Annotated in this window: 18 protein-coding genes; 3 read left to right on the top strand and 15 right to left on the bottom strand. The window is 38.5% G+C overall.

The window, feature by feature from the left end; all coding sequences use genetic code 11:
- Window positions 1-114 precede the first annotated feature (114 nt).
- Both dnaA and dnaN read left to right on the top strand, forming a co-directional pair.
- Window positions 115-1,464: a chromosomal replication initiator protein DnaA gene (gene dnaA, locus HV560_RS00005; protein ID WP_176810349.1), complete on the top strand. Its 1,350-nt coding sequence runs from the start codon at window positions 115-117 to the stop codon at window positions 1,462-1,464.
- Between the two features lie 24 nt (window positions 1,465-1,488).
- Window positions 1,489-2,592 carry a DNA polymerase III subunit beta gene (dnaN, locus tag HV560_RS00010; RefSeq protein ID WP_176807318.1) on the top strand — a complete coding sequence of 368 codons (1,104 nt, stop codon included), beginning with the start codon at window positions 1,489-1,491 and terminating at the stop codon, window positions 2,590-2,592.
- 282 nt (window positions 2,593-2,874) lie between these two features.
- Here the strand turns inward: dnaN and HV560_RS00015 are convergent, their stop codons facing one another.
- From HV560_RS00015 to HV560_RS00085, 15 genes are all read right to left on the bottom strand, one after another.
- Window positions 2,875-3,834 carry a hypothetical protein gene (locus HV560_RS00015; protein WP_202880334.1) on the bottom strand — a complete coding sequence of 320 codons (960 nt, stop codon included), beginning with the start codon at window positions 3,832-3,834 and terminating at the stop codon, window positions 2,875-2,877.
- Between the two features lie 566 nt (window positions 3,835-4,400).
- Window positions 4,401-5,021 carry a YfgM family protein gene (locus HV560_RS00020; RefSeq protein ID WP_176811873.1) on the bottom strand — a complete coding sequence of 207 codons (621 nt, stop codon included), beginning with the start codon at window positions 5,019-5,021 and terminating at the stop codon, window positions 4,401-4,403.
- A gap of 8 nt (window positions 5,022-5,029) precedes the next feature.
- A complete protein-coding gene (gene hisS / locus HV560_RS00025; RefSeq protein WP_176811874.1) occupies window positions 5,030-6,301 on the bottom strand; it encodes a histidine--tRNA ligase in 1,272 nt (423 codons plus the stop codon).
- Between the two features lie 10 nt (window positions 6,302-6,311).
- Window positions 6,312-7,421: a flavodoxin-dependent (E)-4-hydroxy-3-methylbut-2-enyl-diphosphate synthase gene (gene ispG / locus HV560_RS00030; protein WP_159628463.1), complete on the bottom strand. Its 1,110-nt coding sequence runs from the start codon at window positions 7,419-7,421 to the stop codon at window positions 6,312-6,314.
- Between the two features lie 95 nt (window positions 7,422-7,516).
- The gene (locus HV560_RS00035) at window positions 7,517-8,422 is read right to left on the bottom strand and encodes a RodZ domain-containing protein (protein WP_176809228.1); all 906 of its coding nucleotides are present in this window, start codon (window positions 8,420-8,422) and stop codon (window positions 7,517-7,519) included.
- A gap of 183 nt (window positions 8,423-8,605) precedes the next feature.
- Complete coding sequence (argH, locus tag HV560_RS00040; protein ID WP_176811875.1) at window positions 8,606-9,982, bottom strand: argininosuccinate lyase; 1,377 nt, start codon at window positions 9,980-9,982, stop codon at window positions 8,606-8,608.
- A gap of 107 nt (window positions 9,983-10,089) precedes the next feature.
- Complete coding sequence (gene mnmA / locus HV560_RS00045; protein WP_176811876.1) at window positions 10,090-11,253, bottom strand: tRNA 2-thiouridine(34) synthase MnmA; 1,164 nt, start codon at window positions 11,251-11,253, stop codon at window positions 10,090-10,092.
- Between the two features lie 133 nt (window positions 11,254-11,386).
- Window positions 11,387-11,632, bottom strand: coding sequence for a (Na+)-NQR maturation NqrM (gene nqrM, locus HV560_RS00050; RefSeq protein WP_176809231.1), 246 nt, complete (start codon window positions 11,630-11,632; stop codon window positions 11,387-11,389).
- Window positions 11,633-11,644: 12 nt separating this feature from the next.
- The gene (locus HV560_RS00055) at window positions 11,645-12,679 is read right to left on the bottom strand and encodes an FAD:protein FMN transferase (RefSeq protein WP_176809232.1); all 1,035 of its coding nucleotides are present in this window, start codon (window positions 12,677-12,679) and stop codon (window positions 11,645-11,647) included.
- A gap of 278 nt (window positions 12,680-12,957) precedes the next feature.
- On the bottom strand, window positions 12,958-14,187 hold the full coding sequence (nqrF, locus tag HV560_RS00060) for an NADH:ubiquinone reductase (Na(+)-transporting) subunit F (RefSeq protein WP_176807328.1): 1,230 nt from the start codon (window positions 14,185-14,187) through the stop codon (window positions 12,958-12,960).
- 9 nt (window positions 14,188-14,196) lie between these two features.
- The gene (nqrE, locus tag HV560_RS00065; RefSeq protein WP_176807329.1) at window positions 14,197-14,793 is read right to left on the bottom strand and encodes an NADH:ubiquinone reductase (Na(+)-transporting) subunit E; all 597 of its coding nucleotides are present in this window, start codon (window positions 14,791-14,793) and stop codon (window positions 14,197-14,199) included.
- A 1-nt stretch (window position 14,794) separates the two neighbouring features.
- Entirely contained in the window at window positions 14,795-15,421 is a 627-nt protein-coding gene (locus HV560_RS00070) for an NADH:ubiquinone reductase (Na(+)-transporting) subunit D (RefSeq protein ID WP_159628471.1), read from the bottom strand.
- Window positions 15,421-16,197, bottom strand: a complete 777-nt coding sequence (locus tag HV560_RS00075) for a Na(+)-translocating NADH-quinone reductase subunit C (protein ID WP_176807330.1) — start codon at window positions 16,195-16,197, stop codon at window positions 15,421-15,423. The genes HV560_RS00070 and HV560_RS00075 overlap by 1 nt, the downstream gene beginning before the upstream one ends.
- Window positions 16,190-17,425: an NADH:ubiquinone reductase (Na(+)-transporting) subunit B gene (locus HV560_RS00080; protein ID WP_159628473.1), complete on the bottom strand. Its 1,236-nt coding sequence runs from the start codon at window positions 17,423-17,425 to the stop codon at window positions 16,190-16,192. Before HV560_RS00080 ends, HV560_RS00075 begins: the two co-directional genes overlap by 8 nt.
- Window positions 17,426-17,427: 2 nt before the next feature.
- Window positions 17,428-18,786, bottom strand: a complete 1,359-nt coding sequence (locus tag HV560_RS00085; RefSeq protein ID WP_159628474.1) for a Na(+)-translocating NADH-quinone reductase subunit A — start codon at window positions 18,784-18,786, stop codon at window positions 17,428-17,430.
- Window positions 18,787-19,276: 490 nt separating this feature from the next.
- Between HV560_RS00085 and nfuA the strand changes: the two genes are divergently transcribed.
- Window positions 19,277-19,873, top strand: coding sequence for a Fe-S biogenesis protein NfuA (gene nfuA / locus HV560_RS00090; RefSeq protein WP_176807332.1), 597 nt, complete (start codon window positions 19,277-19,279; stop codon window positions 19,871-19,873).
- Window positions 19,874-19,901 lie beyond the last annotated feature (28 nt).

Raw genomic sequence — 19,901 nt, forward strand, 5'->3', positions numbered from 1 at the left:
ATGACCGCTTGCTTACCAATTAAAATCACCTTAAAACTTACACCGAAACTATCAAAAATTTGCAAGATTTCTCCCCTTTTTTCAGGTATCATTACGCCATTCATAACAATAATTTTGGAGCAAATTGTGTCTTCCCTTTGGTCTGATTGCCTTAATCACTTACAAACGAAAGTATCGCCAACCGACTACAGCACTTGGCTACGTCCTCTACAGGCCAGTTCTGACAATGGAGAACTCACGCTTTATGCTCAAAATCAATTTGTTGAAAATTGGGTTAAAGACAAATTTTTATCCGAAATTACCGATCTTGCTCGCTTTTTAGCTAAAAATGATCATTTAGTTGTTACGCTAAAAGTGGGTATTAAGCCCACCGAGCAACCAAAGCCCCAACTTGGTACTCAAAACGCACCATCAGAATTTGCCAATACGGGCTTTAAAACAGGCTTAAATCCGCATCAAACTTTTGATAATTTTGTACAAGGCCGCTCCAACCAACTAGCGAAATTGGTGGCTCAACAAGTGGTAGATAATTTAGGTGAAAGCCATTGCAATCCACTCTCTTTCTATGCGGGCACAGGCTTAGGCAAAACCCACTTATTACACGCGATTGGTAATGAGTTAATCAAACGCAATCCAACCATTCGTGTGCTATATATCCATCTTGAGCGTTTTTATCGAGATATTATTAAAGCAATTAATAGCTCCAATAGTGATGCGGAAAAAATTAAGAAGTTCTATCGTTCACTAAATGTATTAATGATTGATGATATTCAATTCCTAGCAAATAAGCCAAAAGTTCAAGAAGAGTTTTTACATCTATTAAATGCACTATTTGAACAGAAAAAACAGATTATTCTGACTTCTGATATATTACCTAAAAATATTGATAAAATTGACACGGCGATTAAATCTCGTTTAAGTGGCGGTATTAGTGCCACGATTGAGCCACCTGAATTAGAAACCCGAGTAGCCATTCTTCGCCAAAAAGCCTTAGAACGAGGTGCAGATTTGCAAGAAGAGGCCGCTTATTTGATGGGGCAAAAACTCCGTACGAATGTGCGTGAATTAGAAGGTGCATTAAACCGTGTCATTGCGTGGCAAAAACTCACACTCCGCCCAATTACTGTTGATGCCGTACGTGAAACCTTACAAGATCTATTCGCCTCATTCGATTACTTAATTACGCTTGAAAATATTCAGCGAATTGTAGCGGAATATTATGGCATTAAAGTGGCAGATATTAAATCGAAAAGCCGTGCGAGAAGCGTTGCCCGCCCTCGCCAAATGGCGATGGCATTAGCAAAAGAGCTTACTAATCATAGCTTGCCTGAAATTGGCAGAGAATTTGGCGGACGAGATCACACAACTGTGCTACACGCCTGCAAAACGATTAATGAATTACGTGATACTGAAAGTGGCATCCAAGAAGATTATATTAATTTAACTCGTAAATTATCATCTTAAGCCGTTAAGAATAAAGGAATGATTATGCAAATTACGATTACTAGAGACCAGTTACTTAAACCTTTACAACAAGTATGCAGCGTATTGAGCAGCCGCCCAACTTTGCCAGTCATTAACAATATTTTGTTAAGAATTGAAGGCGATCGTTTATCCTTAACAGGAACAGATTTAGAAGTTGAATTGACCACCCAAGCTCAGCTACTACAAGCGGTCGATTTTGCTGGAAAATTTACCATTCCAGCAAAAAAATTCTTAGATATCAGCAAAAGTTTGCCTGATGACAGCGTGATTTCAGTTGAATTTGAAGAAGATAAAGCCCTCATCAAAGCAGGTCGTAGTAAATTTAGCCTAGCTACTTTGCCTGCCAGCGACTATCCAAATTTAATGGATTGGAGCCCTGAAGTCGATTTTTCTATTGAGCAATCTACTCTTGCACGACTTATTGATGCAACCCAATTTTCAATGGCAAACCAAGACGCCCGATATTTCTTAAACGGTATGAAGTTTGAAACCGAAGGTAACTTGTTACGCACAATAGCAACAGACGGACATCGTTTAGCTGTTTGTACTATGGTGTTAAACCAGGAGCTTTTAACCCATTCCGTTATTGTGCCACGAAAAGCCGTTCTTGAACTTTCACGTTTGGTGTCTGCAAGCAATGACGAAGTACGTTTAGAGATTGGTTCAAGCAATATTCGTATTACGATGAATGGTATCGTATTTACCTCCAAACTCATTGACGGTAGATTTCCAGACTACCGCCGAGTACTTCCTCGCAACGCAGATCGTATTTTAGAAGCTGACACTGAAACCTTAAAACGTGCTTTAATGCGTGCTGCGATTCTTTCAAACGAAAAATTTAGAGGCGTACGCTTAACGCTAAGCAACAACTTACTTAAAATTACCGCTAATAATCCAGAGCAAGAAGAAGCTGAAGAGATGATTGATGTCGCCTACGACAGCCCAGAAATGGAAGTCGGCTTTAATGTAAGCTATGTGTTAGACGTGCTAAACACTTTAAAATGCCAACGAGTACGCTTCAGCCTAGTTGATTCTAGCTCAAGCTGCTTAATTGAAGATTGTGATAACCCCTCTGCAGAATATGTAATTATGCCGATGCGTCTATAATCCTAGATGCTCTAAATAATAAGCCCCTATTTGATCTGCCCCCAAAAGTTAACACTGATTAAGGTGCAGATTTTTTATGCCTAAATACAACTAATCTTTCAAACAGCAAATCAATGTTATCTCCAAAACAGTAAATCGGATCATTAACACTATAACAATCAGCTGCTAGCGAAAACAAAAAGGACTAAGCCCGTGCAATACAGAACTTAGTCCTTAAATTAAAATAGCCTAAATTTTAGATTTAGATCAAAGCGTATAGCTTTTCGATACTACGCGTATTGATTAGTGAGCCAAAGGGCGAGCTAAACGATAGTTCGCAGCAGCTTTTTTCGCACCAAGCACACAAGCTACAAAGGTTAATAGTGTGCTAATTAACCAAAATAGACCCGAATATAGTGCAGCTTTACGAGCAGCTTCTTCAGCAGTAGCTAAAGCTTGTTCTGCTTTAGCTTTAGCATCAGCAACAGCTTGCTCAATTTTAGCTTTATATTCTTGATAAGCAGAAACTGCTTCATTGCGAATTTGCTGAGCTTCAGCTTCGCTTAAACCTTCATTTTTTAACTGAACGATGATTTTATCACCTGTTAACGCATTCTCAATTTCAGCAGCACGTTTTTTAGCATAATCATCTAGATTTTTCCAAGTCTCAATGCTGGTAAAGTCCATATTTTTGATTTCATTTTTAGTGGTATTAACCATTTTTTCTACCACATTAGCAGACGCACTGATTTGCTCTTTAGAGAATGTATCGTTGTTTTTAGCAACCCATTGTTCAATATCTTCACGACTGATGTTGCCAGTAACTTGTTGATAAAGCTCTTGTGCTTTATTGGCAATGATATTAATCACATTACCTGATTCTCCAGCAGATGCCTCTTCTAGTTCTTCAGAAATAATAGAACCGATAGAACTTGAACTGATAACACTCGTAGTTACACTAGCTGTCGAATTGATCGCAGAACCTGCAGTACGAGCAACGTTACCTAGCCCGTTCATAGTTGAAAAAGTAGTGATAACGATGATAGTAGCGGCAGTCAAGATACCCGTTAAGACAGCATCTTTTGGTAAGATGTCAGTGCCATCACCAAATAAAGCTTCAGGTGCTGATGCCTTAACAGCAAAATAGCCTGCAACAAAAGCACTGATTAAAGCTGTGATAACAGCATAAACGCCTGCAGCAATGCCAGCACCGCTTAAATCCAATGACAAGAATGAACCGACAACTAACGCTAAAGCAAACATAACCATGCTAACAACTAAGCCCATAACAAGCCCAGCCAAAATGCCGCGCCACGAAGGTCGTCTAGCTGACGTATATGAATGTTGCATATTTTCTCCTAATAACCAATAAATAAAATAATATGAAATAGGGATTACTTATTTATCCAAAAAGCAACCTTATTAATTTACTTAGGCTAACTAAATGAGCTAGCCATTTGATAAACGTTATCTTAATTCAATACATTTACCAAATAAAAAGCGATTGATTGAATTTAAATTTTAAAATTGATTGAAATAAATTTTCAATTAAAAATACTTCAAGCAAAATAAACCATCAAAATAAATTACTATCAATAGAAAAAAGAGAATACTCTCCTTTTCACTTTACGCTTCTATTATAATCAAATTTATTTTTTGATAGTAGTTTTTTTAATAAGTTTTTACTACTTTTGTAACAATTATTACAATATTCTAGGTTTCTAATCATCCACTATGGCAAGAAATTTGTTTTTCTATGAAAAAATTAACCCTCAACATCAAAAATATAAAAGCCTGATTGACTTTCTATTTTCAATCAGGCTTTATTTTTATAAATTATTCAAACGCACATCAATTAAAGTTTGCTCTTGAGGAGCCGCATTTAATCTAGCTTGTTCGTAAGCCATTTTAGCGGCAGGCTTATCACCTTTTGCAACAAGAATATCGCCAATTAGGATTTGCTTACGTAACTCCCACGCTTTATCTTGAATCTGAGTAAGACCTGCAAGTGCTTCATCGTAAGATTTTAATTGGTAATCCACTTGTGCTAAACGAAAACGAGCCAACGTTTTCAATGTAGAATCAGATTGAGTTAAAGCGGATTGTAACGCTACTTTAGCTGCAAAAAAATCGCCTTTTTCGACCGCTTGTTTTGCTCGCTCAAATTGTGCAAAAGTCGCATAGCTTGAATCTTGATTATCCGCAATAAACTTTTCTACAAGCGGTTGATTTTTATTTGGATTTTGCAAATAGCTCTCCATCACACGCTGATATGATGCGGAAGTCTTTTGTGCCGTTTCAAGCTGATGGTTTTTCCAAAAATTCCACCCCAAACTGGCTGCACAAACTAAAATAATTGCGACTAAAATAGGGGTACCATTTTCCTTAAACCAATTTTTGGCATCTTCAAACTGCTGTTCTTCGGTTTTATTTAAATATTCGTTACTCATTTTTTCTCCTAAAATCGTTTATTAAGTTCAGCAATTAGTTCTGATTGTGCAATCGTGATCTGCTCAGAACCTGAACGTAGGTCTTTGATAACCACTTTTTTTTCTGCCACTTCACTTTCGCCAATTACTAATGCAATCTTTGCTTCCATTTTATCTGCACGTTTAAATTGTTTTTGGAATTTTCCACCTGAACAGTGGCTCATTACACGCAGTTGCGGTATTTCAGTACGAATTTGTTCTGCAATTTCGAAGGCATTTACGGTTGAGCCTTCGCCCGAGAAAACAAGATAAACATCAACTGCTTTGGGTAAATCAATCTCTTTGTTCACTTCTTGCACAAGCAATACTAAACGCTCTAACCCCATTGCAAAACCAACACCTTGTGTTGCGTGTCCGCCAAGCTGCTCAACTAAACCATCATAACGCCCACCACCGCAAACAGTACCTTGTGAACCTAAAGCGGAAGTAACCCATTCAAATACAGTTTTGTTGTAATAATCTAACCCACGTACTAATTTGGGGTTGACTTCGTAACAAATGCCCATTGCATCAAGTAAACCACATAATTGAGCAAAATGCTCACGGCTCTCATCATCTAAATAATCAAGCAATTTTGGTGCCTCATTTAGCACTGCTTGTAATGTTTCATTTTTTGTATCGAGAATACGCAGTGGGTTTTTTACTAAACGCTCTTTCTCTTCCTCACTCATTAAAGCGGTGTGATTTTCCAAAAATTTTACCAATGCCGACCGATAATTTGCTCGAGCCTCTAATGAACCAATGGAATTAAGTTGAAGCGAAACGTGTTGCTCAATGCCCAAAGCTTTCCAAAGGCGAGCAGTTAAAAGAATTAATTCTGCATCAATTTCGGGATTAGGAATACCGAAAACCTCAACACCCGCTTGATGAAATTGGCGATAACGTCCTTTTTGTGGGCGTTCATGGCGGAACATTGGTCCTATATACCACAAGCGTTGTTCGTTATTATAAATCCAGCCACGCTCAATTGCTGCACGCACACAACCTGCTGTGCCTTCGGGGCGAAGGGTTAATTGCTCATCATTATCCCAGAATGTGTACATTTCTTTAGATACCACATCGGTGACTTCGCCAATCGCACGAGCAAATAACGGCGTACTTTCAACAATTGGCATACGCACTTCTGAATAGCCGTAACAGGCTAATACGTGACGTACTTTTTCTTCAACCCATTGCCATAATGGAGACTCAGTAGGTGAACAATCGTTCATTCCACGAATTGCTTGTATTGTTTTTGCCACAGTTTTATTCCTATTTATTTACAATATCTATACGGTTGTTCTGTTGTGCCACTCTAGCACGGATTTTAGCTTCTAGTTGGTCAATTAATTTTGCATTATCAAAACGCTCTTTTTGACGCACGCCATCTAAATAAAAACCACTCATTTTATTACTGCCCGTTACGCCTAAATCAGAGATCAGTGCTTCACCTGGACCATTGACCACACAACCGATAATAGAAACATCCATCGGGGTGATAATATCTTCTAAACGCTGCTCTAGCTCGTTTACTGTTGCAATCACATCAATTTCTTGGCGTGAGCAAGTTGGGCAAGCAATAAAGTTAATGCCACGTGAGCGGATACGCAGAGATTTTAAAATATCAAAACCCACTTTAATTTCTTCTACTGGATCGGCAGCCAGAGAAATACGTAAAGTATCACCAATACCTTCCGCTAATAACAAGCCTAGCCCAACCGCAGATTTTACAGATCCCGCTCTTGCCCCACCTGCTTCCGTGATCCCTAAATGTAGCGGCTGATCTATTTGTTTTGCAAGCAGTCGATAAGATTCAACCGCTAAGAACACATCTGAAGCTTTCACACTTACTTTAAATTGATCAAAATTGAGACGATCAAGATGATCCACGTGACGTAATGCTGACTCCAACAACGCTTGTGGCGTAGGTTCGCCATACTTCTCTTGCAAATCACGCTCAAGTGATCCTGCATTAACGCCAATGCGGATTGGAATATTTTTATCTCTTGCACAATCAACTACCGCACGAATACGCTCTTCATTACCAATATTACCCGGATTAATACGCAGGCAATCTACGCCGTATTCCGCCACTTTTAACGCAATACGATAATCAAAATGAATATCCGCAACCAACGGCACATTCACTTGCTGTTTAATCACTTTAAATGCTTCCGCAGAATCCATTGTTGGTACAGAAACACGCACAATGTCTGCCCCAACACGTTCTAACGCTTTAATTTGAGCTACTGTTGCCTCCACATCTGTGGTGCGTGTATTGGTCATTGATTGTACAGAAATCGGGGCATCTCCCCCTACTGGCACATTACCGACATAGATTTTTTTCGATACCCGACGTTTAATTGGTGATTGATGTATCATATTCTTTCTAGTAGTTAAAAGTTGTAGAACAGAAAACACTCGTAGAAAATAACGACGAAACGGTTATATTTACGTGCGTTTTATTCTTAAGAAGATTATTGCAACGGCAAACGGATACGAGCAACACGTCCATCAATTTTTAACGGTACTTCCTCTCCTTTGTAGTAAATTTTTACGTTTGCTGGCGCGCCGATGGTTAAGCGGTATTGCTCATTTTCATTAAAGGTTAATACTTCGCCATTACTGTAAAGCTTCTCCGCTAAACGTTTATTTTTAGCATTTCTTACCGTAACCCAACTTTGTGAGCCAGTAATTTCAATGCGTAATTCATCATTGCCTACCACTACTGGTGGCTCTGCTACGTCAACATCTATTATCGTTTCTGCTTTTTGCAAAACATTCGCAGGTTCAGTCGTTATTTCTGTTTCAGTTTTTGGTTGCTCCGCAGTTTGTTCTTGTGCAGGTAACAATTCTTCAGACTGAACTGGTTGTTCAATAACTAACGCATTAGATTCCTCTGGTAAATCGTTCGTAATTTGAGCAATAGGTGCTGAATTAACTAGCTGCTCACGATTTTCCTGATCTTTTTGATAACCTTGCCACCACCATAAAAGTGTCATACCTAACGCAGCTAAAAGCACTAATATGGTTAAATATTTTAATGCTTTACCCTGCGAATTAGACGATGATCGTACAGGAGCAACTTTTGTAACCTCTTTCGGAATAGTTACCTCACCATAATTGACAGAAGAAACCAATGATTCGGGCAACCGTAAAAATTTCACATAATTACGTACATAACCACGCACAAAGGTTGGAGCAACATTTTTTAAAATAAAAATATCATTTTCAATAGAATCAATATGTGATTTTTTTAGATTTGTTTTTTGAGCTACTTCTACAATTGAAAGATTTAATGCCTCACGAGCTGCTCTTAATTTCTGCCCTAAAGTGAGAGCTGAATTAGGCTGCTCCTGAATAGGATTCACTGATTCGGTCATATAACACTCTTGAAATAAAATAGTGGAAATAAAATTCAAAAATTACTCGAAAGTTTAAAGAGGTAATGCCCATTTTGCAATCGTAACGAGCAAAAATCTTAAAAATTTAGCAAACAAGCGGCCATATTTAAAAAATTTTTTGCAAATTTCATTAAAAATATGACCGCTTGTATCTCGGAAAATTTAAGAAGCTAAAGAGGCTTTTGCTGCCGCAATTGCTTCTGCAATACGCTGTGGATTTACTCCACCTTTAGCACAACGTTTTTCTAAGCAGGATTCTAATGACAGAATAGGATAAACATCATCGCTAATTGTGTGGTGGAATTGTTGGAATTCTCTAATGCTTAATGCCTCAAGTGGCTCTTTTTTGCTGATGGCATAAACCACGGCTTCCCCCACAATATGATGTGCTTCACGAAATGGCACCCCCTTCACCACAAGGTAATCGGCTAATTCAGTTGCATTTGCATAGCCTTGCTGTGCGGCTTCACGAGTACGTTCCGTATTCACTTGAATATCAACCAACACTAATTCTGCAATTTCCAAACAAGCTTGCCAAGTTTCAAGGGCATCAAAAATACCTTCTTTGTCTTCTTGCATATCTTTGTTATAAGCAAGCGGTAAACCTTTTAAAGTGGTTAAAAGCCCTGTTAATGCCCCAAATACACGCCCTGATTTACCACGAATTAGCTCGCAAGCATCTGGGTTTTTCTTCTGTGGCATAAGTGATGAGCCTGAAGTGACGCGATCAGACATTTCAAGAAAGCCCGATTCGCCGCTATTGAAAATAATCAAATCTTCGGCAAAACGTGATAAATGCACCATACTGATGGCAGCAGTTGAAAGTAATTCCAAAATATGATCGCGGTCTGACACGCTATCTAAACTGTTACGCGTCGCTTCTTCAAAGCCCAAATCACGGGCAAGGAGATCACGATCAATACCATAAGCAGTTCCCGCTAATGCACCCGAACCAAGTGGGCAAGTGCTCATACGTTTATTCGCATCATTTAAACGGCTGAAATCACGCTCAAGCATTTCATAATATGCCATACACCAATGGGCAAAAGTAACAGGCTGTGCACGTTGCAAGTGCGTGTAGCCAGGCATTACCGAATTTTGATTCTCTTCCGCCACGGAAACTAAACGTTCTTGCAACGCACGAATACGCTCTTGCAACGCCGTTGCTTGTACTTTGCACCACATTTTAATGTCTAACGCAACTTGGTCATTACGGCTACGCCCAGTGTGCAATTTTTTACCTAAATCACCTACTTTCTCAATTAACTTAGATTCAACCCAGCTGTGGATATCTTCTGCATCATCTTTTAAGATGATGGTTAAATTAGCCTCCACCTCCGCACGCACTTCTTTCAATGCTGCAATCAGCTGTTCTAACTCTGCTTCCGTTAAAATACCGACTGATGTAATCGCTTTTGCCCAACCTATTGACCCTTCAATATCTTGAATGACTAAGCGATAATCAAAACGTAATGAGTCATTAAAATATTTAAATTTTGCATCTGCTTGTTGTGTAAAACGTCCACCCCAAAGAGCCATAATTCTATTCCTTTTATATTATCAAAATGAAAAGGTGCTTTATCGCCTTCCTTTTTTGCTTGTGCTATTTTGCATAAATATGCAAAATATTTCAATATTTATTAAAATTATTTTAGCTGTGCTTCAATAATTCCACCGCCTAGGCAAACTTCACCTAAATAAAACACGGCTGATTGACCTGGCGTCACTGCAATTTGCGGCTCATCAAATACCACGCGAATAGTTTCATCATCAATTACTTGAATTTCACAGGCAATATCTGCCTGACGATAACGAGTTTTCACAGTACAACGTAAATTTTCACGCAGTGGTTGCATATCTACCCAGGTGAGTTGTTTTGCAATTAAGCCAGTTGAAAGTAGTGCTGAATTATCGTGCCCTTGAGCCACCACCAGAACATTATTGATGAGATCTTTCTCCACCACATAAAACGGATCTTCACTCAAGCCTTTTACACCACCAATCCCTAAACCTTTACGCTGACCGAGCGTGTGGTACATTAAACCATCGTGGCGACCAACCACTTTCCCCTCCACCGTGCGAATTTCGCCAGGTTGAGCTGGCAGGTAGCGTGCTAAGAAATCTTTAAATTTACGCTCACCGATAAAACAAATTCCAGTCGAATCTTTTTTCTTCGCCGTTGCCAAACCCAAATCTTCAGCAATCGCCCGCACAATCGGCTTTTCAATTTCGCCGACAGGGAATAAACTCTGCCCAACTTGCTTTTTATTGATAGCGTATAAAAAATAGCTCTGATCTTTATTTTCATCTAAACCACGCAGTAATTTTGCGTTTTGATCGTCCTCACTACGGCGAACGTAATGCCCTGTAGCGATATAGTTTGCACCAAGATCTTCTGCCGCATATTCCAAAAATGCTTTGAATTTGATCTCTTTGTTACACAAGATATCAGGATTTGGCGTACGTCCTGCTTTATATTCTGCTAAGAAATATTCAAATACGTTGTCCCAATATTCCGCTGCAAAATTGATTTTATGCAATTTTATTCCCAGCTTACCAGCCACAGCTTGAGCATCCGCTAAATCAGCGGCTGCAGTGCAGTAATCTGTGTCATCATCTTCTTCCCAATTTTTCATAAACAAGCCCTCAACGATATAGCCTTGTTGTTGAAGAATAAAAGCAGAAACAGAGGAATCTACCCCACCTGACATACCAATAATCACTTTTTTCTTAGCATTTTCAGCAAGCTGTTCTGGCGTTAGTTTAGGGAAATGGATATCATACGTTTTTGAGGTTAATTGAGTTGTCATAAGTCTCCCGTAACTTCGGTTAAGGCGAAGCACATTGGTTTGTTATAAAAGCAGCAAGCGGTGAAATTTGCAAAAAATTTTGCAAATCGTACCGCTTATACATAGATAATAAAATTTAGAGTGTAAAGATAAATTACTTCACTTCGTAAAATTGTGGTTCTTTATTAAAATGTGCTACTTCTTCAGGATCTGCCGTGCCGTCTGCGATTTTCGATTTTAAGTTATCACAGGGCTCTTCACAGTCGCACATTTTTTTCATACCTAAAGCGGTAATGCCACCACAACTGCCTTTGATGGTTTTACCTTTCACAATAAAGCCAATTGACATTGCAAAAATCACTGCAATAAAAAAACCAAAGGTTAATAATACTGTTTCCATTTTACACTCCAACTATTGTAATTGAATCAATTTTTTAAATTCGCTCGACATTTGCGACTCAAACTTGTCACCATTTTTAATAATTAAAAATATCGCTAACTTTTCACGCTCTGCCAGTGCCAAGGCTTTTTCTGCGCCTAGTACAAATAAGCCCGTTGATAATCCGTCTGCTGTCATCGTTGTTGGGGCAAGGACGGTAATTGAAGCTAAATTGTGGCTCACCGGGCTTAATTTTTGTGGGTCAATAATATGTGAAAGACGGTTGCCGTTTTCATCTTCAAAATAATTACGGTAATTGCCCGATGTTGCCATACCTAAATTATGTAAAGGCACTGTAATTTGTGCAGATTGAGATTGCTCCATTATAGGCTGTTCAATCGCAATTCGCCAATCTAATCCTTTTAAATTTTTACCTTTACCACGCAGCTCACCACCGATTTCTACTAAGTAGTTGCTCACACCTGCATTTTCAAGATATTCCGCTAGCTTATCTACGCCAAAACCTTTCGCAATAGAAGATAAATCTAAATAAAGATTAGGCACCGTTTTAGTCAGCGTTGGCTTATCACCCATTTTTAGGTTGATTTTATCAATGCCAACATAGCTAGACAATTCTTTAATTTTCTCGTCAGAAGGCACTATGTTTAAACGCTTATCGGGTCCAAATCCCCATAAATTTACTAGTGGCCCAACCGTAATATCTAGTGCCCCTTCTGTCATTTTATTTAAACGAATAGCCTCTTCCACTACTTTTGCAAAATCTTGCGAAATTTCAACCGCTTGGTTCGCTTCTTTGAGTTGATTAAATTGGCTAATTTCAGAATCTGGTTGGTAAGTGGACATTTGGTTGTTCACTTCAACTAATAAACCATCTAACTCATTTTTTACTTTTTCAGGATTAGCTAAGTTCTTCACTTCGCCATTATCAATATATTTGACTGTGTAAGTCGTTCCCATTGTTTTGCCTTGCAAGACGATTTGCTCTGGGGCTTTTCCGCAAGCGGTTAAAATAAAAAGAGTAGTACATAGAAGAAATAATTTTTTCATGAGGATTAATAGGCTTAAGAATTTGGCAGAATTATAGCATATTCTATACTTAAATTAGCACGGTATATCTCTGTAAAATCAATTATTTAAATTTTTTACGACAAAAATAAACTGTTTTTCAATACGACTAATGGTTCTCTCAGTGAAATAAAAGGCTTTTTGAAGAGCTGAGATATCGAACTTTTTATTTTTCTACCCTATATTGAAATAGCAAGCGGTTGATTTTACAAAAAACTCTGCAAAATCAACCGCTTGTTGTTTATTGAAACGAAGGGCTATTAGCCGCCGAAATCATCTAACAAGATGTTTTCATCTTCAACACCTAAGCTTTTCAGCATACCGATTACGGCGGCATTCATCACCGGTGGACCACACATATAGTATTCACAGTCTTCAGGTGCTTCGTGATTTTTCAGGTAATTTTCATAAAGCACATTGTGAATGAAGCCACGGAAGTAGTCTTCACGGTCACCTGGTAGTGGATCAGAAAGTGCTACATACCATTTGAAGTTATCGTTTTCTGCTTGAAGCATATCGAAGTCTTCGGTATAGAACATTTCACGCTCTGAACGAGCACCGTACCAGAAGGTCATCTTACGTTTAGATTTTAAGCGTTTTAATTGGTCAAAAATATGCGAACGCATTGGTGCCATACCTGCGCCACCACCAATAAATACCATTTCTGCATCAGTATCTTTGGCGAAGAATTCACCAAATGGACCAGAAATTGTTACTTTGTCGCCCGCTTTTAATGACCAAATGTATGAAGACATTTGTCCTGGAGGAGCATCAGGCTGTTTTGGTGGAGGTGTCGCAATACGCACATTTAGCATAATAATACCTTTCTCCTCTGGGTATGAAGCCATTGAGTAAGCACGGATAATATGCTCATCCACTTTTGAGACATAACGCCATAAGTTAAATTTATCCCAGTCTTCGTGGTATTCTTTTGGAATATCGAAGTCTTTATAATTAACGGTATGTGGCTCTGCTTCAATTTGGATATAACCACCAGCACGGAATGGCACCTCTTCACCCTCAGGAATTTGAAGTTTAAGCTCTTTGATGAAAGTTGCTTTGTTATCATTAGAAATAACAGTACACTCCCATTTTTTCACGCCAAAAATTTCTTCTGGAAGTTCAACATCCATTGAAGATTTCACGTTTACTTGGCATGCTAAACGCCAGCCTTCTTTCGCTTCTTTCTTCGAAATGTGTGATAACTCAGTTGGGAGAATTTCACCGCCGCCTGATTTCACTTGCACTTTACATTGCCCACAAGAGCCACCACCACCACAAGCTGAGGAAACAAAAATCCCTTTGCTCGCTAAAGCACCGAGTAATTTTCCGCCAGCTGGAAGAGTGATGTCTTTTTCTGGATCATTGTTGATCGAAATTGTGATATCGCCAGAATCTACTAATTTAGATTTAGCTAAAAGGATAATCACCGCAAGCACTAATACCAGAGCAGTAAATGCGATAATACCGAAAATAAAATTACTATCCACGATATGCTCCTATAATTGAATGCCTGAAAACGACATAAAGCCTAATGCCATTAAACCTGCTGAGATAAAAGTAATCCCTAAGCCACGAAGACCTGCTGGAATATCTGAATATTTCATTTTTTCAGTTAAACCTGCAAGTGCAACGATTGCTAACATCCAACCTAGACCTGCACCAATCCCGTAAACTACAGATTCGCCCAAATTGTACTCACGTTGTACCATAAATGATACACCACCAAAGATTGCACAGTTTACCGCAATAAGGGGAAGGAAAATACCAAGTGCAGAGTAAAGTGCAGGGAAGTATTTATCTAATACCATTTCTAAAATTTGAACAATCGCAGCAATAATACCGATAAACGTAATAAAGTTAAGGAAAGTGAGATCTACACCTTCAACTAATGCACCTTCTTTTAAAATATGCTCATAAACCAATTGGTTTGCTGGCACAGAAATAGCTAGTACAACAGTAACTGCAATACCTAAACCAAAAGCTGTTGAAACTTTTTTAGATACTGCAAGAAATGTACACATACCTAAGAAGAATGCAAGTGCCATATTCTCAACGAAAATGGACTTCACTAATAAACTAAGATAATGTTCCATCTTATTTCTCCACTTGCTCTGGTTTCCACGTTCTTAATCCCCAAATAATAAAACCGATGATAAAGAACGCACTTGGTGCTAATAAGAATAAACCATTTGCTTGGTACCAGCCGCCATCTTGCACCGTTTGGAAAATAGTTACACCAAACAATTTACCAGAGCCAATTAATTCACGGAAGAAACCTACAACAATTAACATTGCACCATAACCTAAACCATTACCGATGCCATCAACAAAACTTTCCATAGGGGAAGATTTCATTGCAAATGCTTCTGCACGTCCCATTACGATACAGTTAGTAATAATAAGCCCTACAAATACTGAGAGCTGTTTAGACAAACCGTAAGCATAAGCACGTAAGATTTGATCGACTACAATTACCAATGAAGCAATAATGGCCATTTGAACAATAATACGAATGCTATTTGGAATATAGTTACGGATTAATGCAATAAAGAAACTTGAGAAAGCTGTTACAAAACTGACAGCAATCGCCATTACAAAGGCTGTTTCTAATTTTGTTGTTACCGCTAAAGCAGAACAGATACCTAAGATCTGTAATGCAATCGGGTTACTATTGACTATTGGATTCAATAATAACGATTTGAGATTACTTTTCTCAGCCATTAGTTAGCCCTCGCTTTTAATTTTGCTAAATAAGGTCCAAAAGCATTTTCTCCGAACCAATATTTAAAAGTACCATCAACACCTTTTGATGTTAGTGTTGCACCAGATAGTCCATCAATACCGTGATCTTTATTAGCTGAAGCACCTTTAGCCACAATAATTGCAGATTGACCTTGCTCATTTTGTAATTTTTTACCAACAAAGTTTTGTTGCCAACGAGGATTTTCAATCTCTCCACCTAATCCTGGTGTTTCACCATGATCGTAGAAAGTAATCCCTTTAATTGTATTAGCATCTGGTTCAACAGAAACAAAACCATACATCACAGACCATAAACCTGTACCGTAAATTGGCAGTACAATTTGGTTTACTTTATTCTCACTATCCTTAACTAAATACACTTCCGCATATTTTGCACGAGTACGAATGCCAGCTTTATCTTGCTCTGGCTGAATTTTCACACTTTGTTCAGGATCTTTAGCGGCTGCTTTAGCATCAAAGTTAGTTACGCCTTCTACATATTCGCCTGTCTGTAAATCAACAATTTTAGCTTCAATATTTTTTGCATAAATATCTTTAATTTCGCTTGATTTAGTATCTTGTGGTAATAGACCAGCAACACTTAAGATATTTTTTTGTTTATCAAGGGCTTTTTGTTCTTCTTGAGTAGGCTTTAACAATACAGCAGAACCAGCCACAATTAAAGCACAAACTAAACTAAGCAGAACAACAACGGTAATGGTTCCGCCAACGCTATCTTTGTTAAATTTAGCCATTGTTTGATACCCTCGCTAATCTACGTTTGATATTCCCTCTAACTACTAAGTAGTCAAAGATTGGGGCAAATAAGTTAGCAAATAAAATTGCCAACATCATACCTTCTGGATATGCTGGGTTTACCACACGAATTAATACACACATAAAGCCAATTAAAAGGCCGTATGCCCATTTACCTTTATTAGTAAAAGATGCAGATACTGGGTCGGTTGCCATAAAGAACATACCTAATGCAAAGCCACCTAACACTAAATGCCAGTGCCAAGGCATTGAAAATAATGGGTTAGTGTCAGAGCCAATAACATTAAATAATGTTGATGTTGCAGCCATACCAATCATAACACCAGCAATGATTCGCCAAGAAGCAATACGAGCAAAGACAATAATTGCAGCACCAATAATAAGCATTAATGTAGAAGTTTCACCTATAGAACCTGGAATATTACCTAAAAATGCATCCATCCAAGTAATAGTTTCGCCTGTTGCAATATGTTGTAATGCACCTTGACCACCAACTGCCCATTGAGAAAGTGCAGTTGCACCAGAGAAGCCGTCAGCAGCAACCCATACCGCATCACCAGAAATTTGTGCTGGATAAGCAAAGAATAGGAATGCACGACCTGCAAGTGCTGGGTTCATAAAGTTTTTACCTACACCACCAAATACCTCTTTCGCCACTACAACACCAAAGGTGGTTGCGAGAGCTGCTTGCCAAAGCGGTAGTGTTGGTGGAACAATTAATGCTAATAAGATTGAGGTTACGAAGAAACCTTCGTTGATCTCATGCTTACGCACCATTGCAAATATAACTTCCCAAAAACCACCCACTGCAAATACCGTTAAATAAATGGGTAGAAAATAAGTTGCACCTAAGACCATTTTAGTTCCCCAACCTGCATCGGTTACAGAACCTAAGCTGTTTGCAAAACTATAGTGCCAGTCATTTGCAATTAAATCACTTAATGTACCTAAATTTAATGCTGCCAAAATACCTTGGTGCCCTACATTGTACATCCCGTAGAACATCGCTGGGAATAATGCTAACCATACAATTAACATCATACGCTTAGAGTCAATTGCATCACGCACATGAGCATCTTTACGAGTCACTGTACCTGGGGTATAGAAAATCGTATAGGCAGCTTCAAACAGTGTGTACCACCTTTCATACTTTCCCCCTTTATGGAAAGCGGGTTCCATTTTTTCAAAAAGATTTTTCAAACCCATTTTTAACCATCCTTCTCGATCTTATCTAACGCTTCACGTAACAATGGTCCCCAGTTGTTTTTACCAGAGCACACAAAAGTACACAACGCTAAATCTTCTTCATCTAACTCTAAACAGCCCAAAGCTTGAGCAGAATCTGTATCCCCAGCTGCTAAATCACGCAGTAATAATGTTGGAATAATATCCAATGGCATTACTCGCTCATAAGCACCTGTTGGCACCATCGCACGCTCACTACCATGCACAGCAGTTGTAAAGTTAAATAATTTTTTAGCAAAATGCCCAACTGTTGTACGTGTAATAGAGTACTTATCTGCATAAGGTGCGATCATACCGAAAAATGCTTTTTCACGCCCTTCTAACAACGCAGAAACTTGTAATGCATAACGACCTAAATAATCGTGAGGACCAACTGCCGTAGTTCCACACAATACTGAGCCTGAAATCACACGGTTTTCACCCGCTTTTAATTCATTTGAGGTAAGTTGAGAAAGGTTTGCACCTAAACGCGTACGAACCAAACGAGGACTTTTCACTTGTGGACCAGCGAGTGCTACAACACGATCAGTAAATAATTCACCTGTAGTAAATAATTTACCTATTGCAATCACATCTTGATAATTTAAATACCAAACCTGCTTATTCATTCCTACAGAATCAATAAAGTGAATATGCGTACCCGCAAGGCCTGCTGGGTGTGGACCTTTAAAACGGTTTATTTGCACATTACTAATTTGACGACTTTGTACTGCACTTAAAATATGAGAGTTCTCACTACCACAAAGATGAATCGTTTTTTGATCCTCAAATAAACGACTTAATACCGTTAAGCCATCAAAGAACGCTTGCTGGTGCTCAGCAATAACCACTTCAGGATTTGCAGCAAGTGGATTTGTATCCATTGCATTCACAAAAATTGATGAAGGATTTGCCTCTAATGCAGGCACTTTACTGAATGGGCGAGTACGGAAAGCCGTCCATAAGCCTGATTCAACTAAGTTTTGTTTCACTTGCTCTGAAGTTAATGAAGCTAATTGATCAGCACCATAACAAGCAAAGGTAATTTGCTCATCACCCTCAACCTTAATTACTACTGATTGAAGAATTCGTCTTTCGCCACGATTAATTGCCGTAACAGAACCGCTTGCAGGTGCAGTAAAAACAACACCAGGATTCTTTTTATCCTCAAAAAGAACCTGACCTTTCTTCACTACATCACCTTCACGCACCTTCATTGAAGGACGCATACCTATATATTCTTCACCAAGCATAGCAACTTCAGTAACGGTATTACCGTTATGGATTACTTGCTCAGGCTCTCCTGAAATTGGAAGATCTAAGCCTTGTTTGATTGTAATCATATTGTTTGCACTACTTTTTCTTTTGGGTTAAAAATATGATTGCGAATAACGCAATCGCTTCTATTGAGCCGCAGCCAAAACTTGATAAACGAATTCCCCCACTTATCAAAAGGCTACATTAAGTTCTCAAATCTGTTCTATACCTTTATTATTTTTTAACAAAAGATTAACTAAAAATATAATCGTCTATTCTACCTAAAAATTCCCCCTTATGGCTAGAAAAACCCCCTCTTTTTTACTTTTCCTCTTCCAAAATTTGAAGTAAATCAATATTTTTACTCCGTAAAATTAAATAGTACCTATGAATGGGTATAAATATTTTAGGCAAGCGGTCAAATTTTCTTGTTGATTTGCGATTATCCCATCAAGTTATAATCAGCCTATCTTATCTCAAAAACAAGCGGCGATTTTTAGCTAGGCAATTTTCAAATTCAGGCGTAGAATAGTTGATGATTTTTATAGAATATTTTTTATTACAGGACAAGATAAAATGGAAGAGAAAACGATTCATATTTCAATTTCAGATGCCGCACAGGCCCATTTTTCAAGGCTTTTAGAGCAACAAGAAGAAGGCACAAACATCCGTATTTTTGTCGTCAATCCAGGCACGCCTGGCGCAGAATGTGGGGTGTCTTATTGTCCGCCGAATGCAGTAGAAGAAACGGATACAGAATTTACATTTAATAATTTCTCCGCTTTTGTCGATGATATGAGTTTACTGTTTTTAGACGAAGCAGAAATTGATTATGTCACGGATCCAATGGGTTCACAACTCACCCTAAAAGCACCTAATGCAAAAATGCGTAAAGTGGCTGATGATGCCCCTTTTATTGAGCGTTTAGATTATGTGATTCAGACCCAAGTCAATCCGCAGCTAGCCAGCCATGGTGGTAAAGTAACCCTTATTGAAATCACTGAAGATAAATACGCAGTGCTTCAATTTGGCGGTGGTTGTAATGGTTGCTCAATGGTTGATGTAACCTTAAAAGAAGGAATTGAAAAACAACTTTTAATGCAATTCCCAGATGAATTGGCCGGGGTAAGAGATATTACCGAACATCAACACGGCGAACACTCTTACTATTAAGAGTAAAAAAGGATAAATCGCATTGATT

This window comes from Mannheimia pernigra, assembly GCF_013377995.1.
GTDB classification, from domain to species: Bacteria; Pseudomonadota; Gammaproteobacteria; order Enterobacterales; family Pasteurellaceae; genus Mannheimia; species Mannheimia pernigra.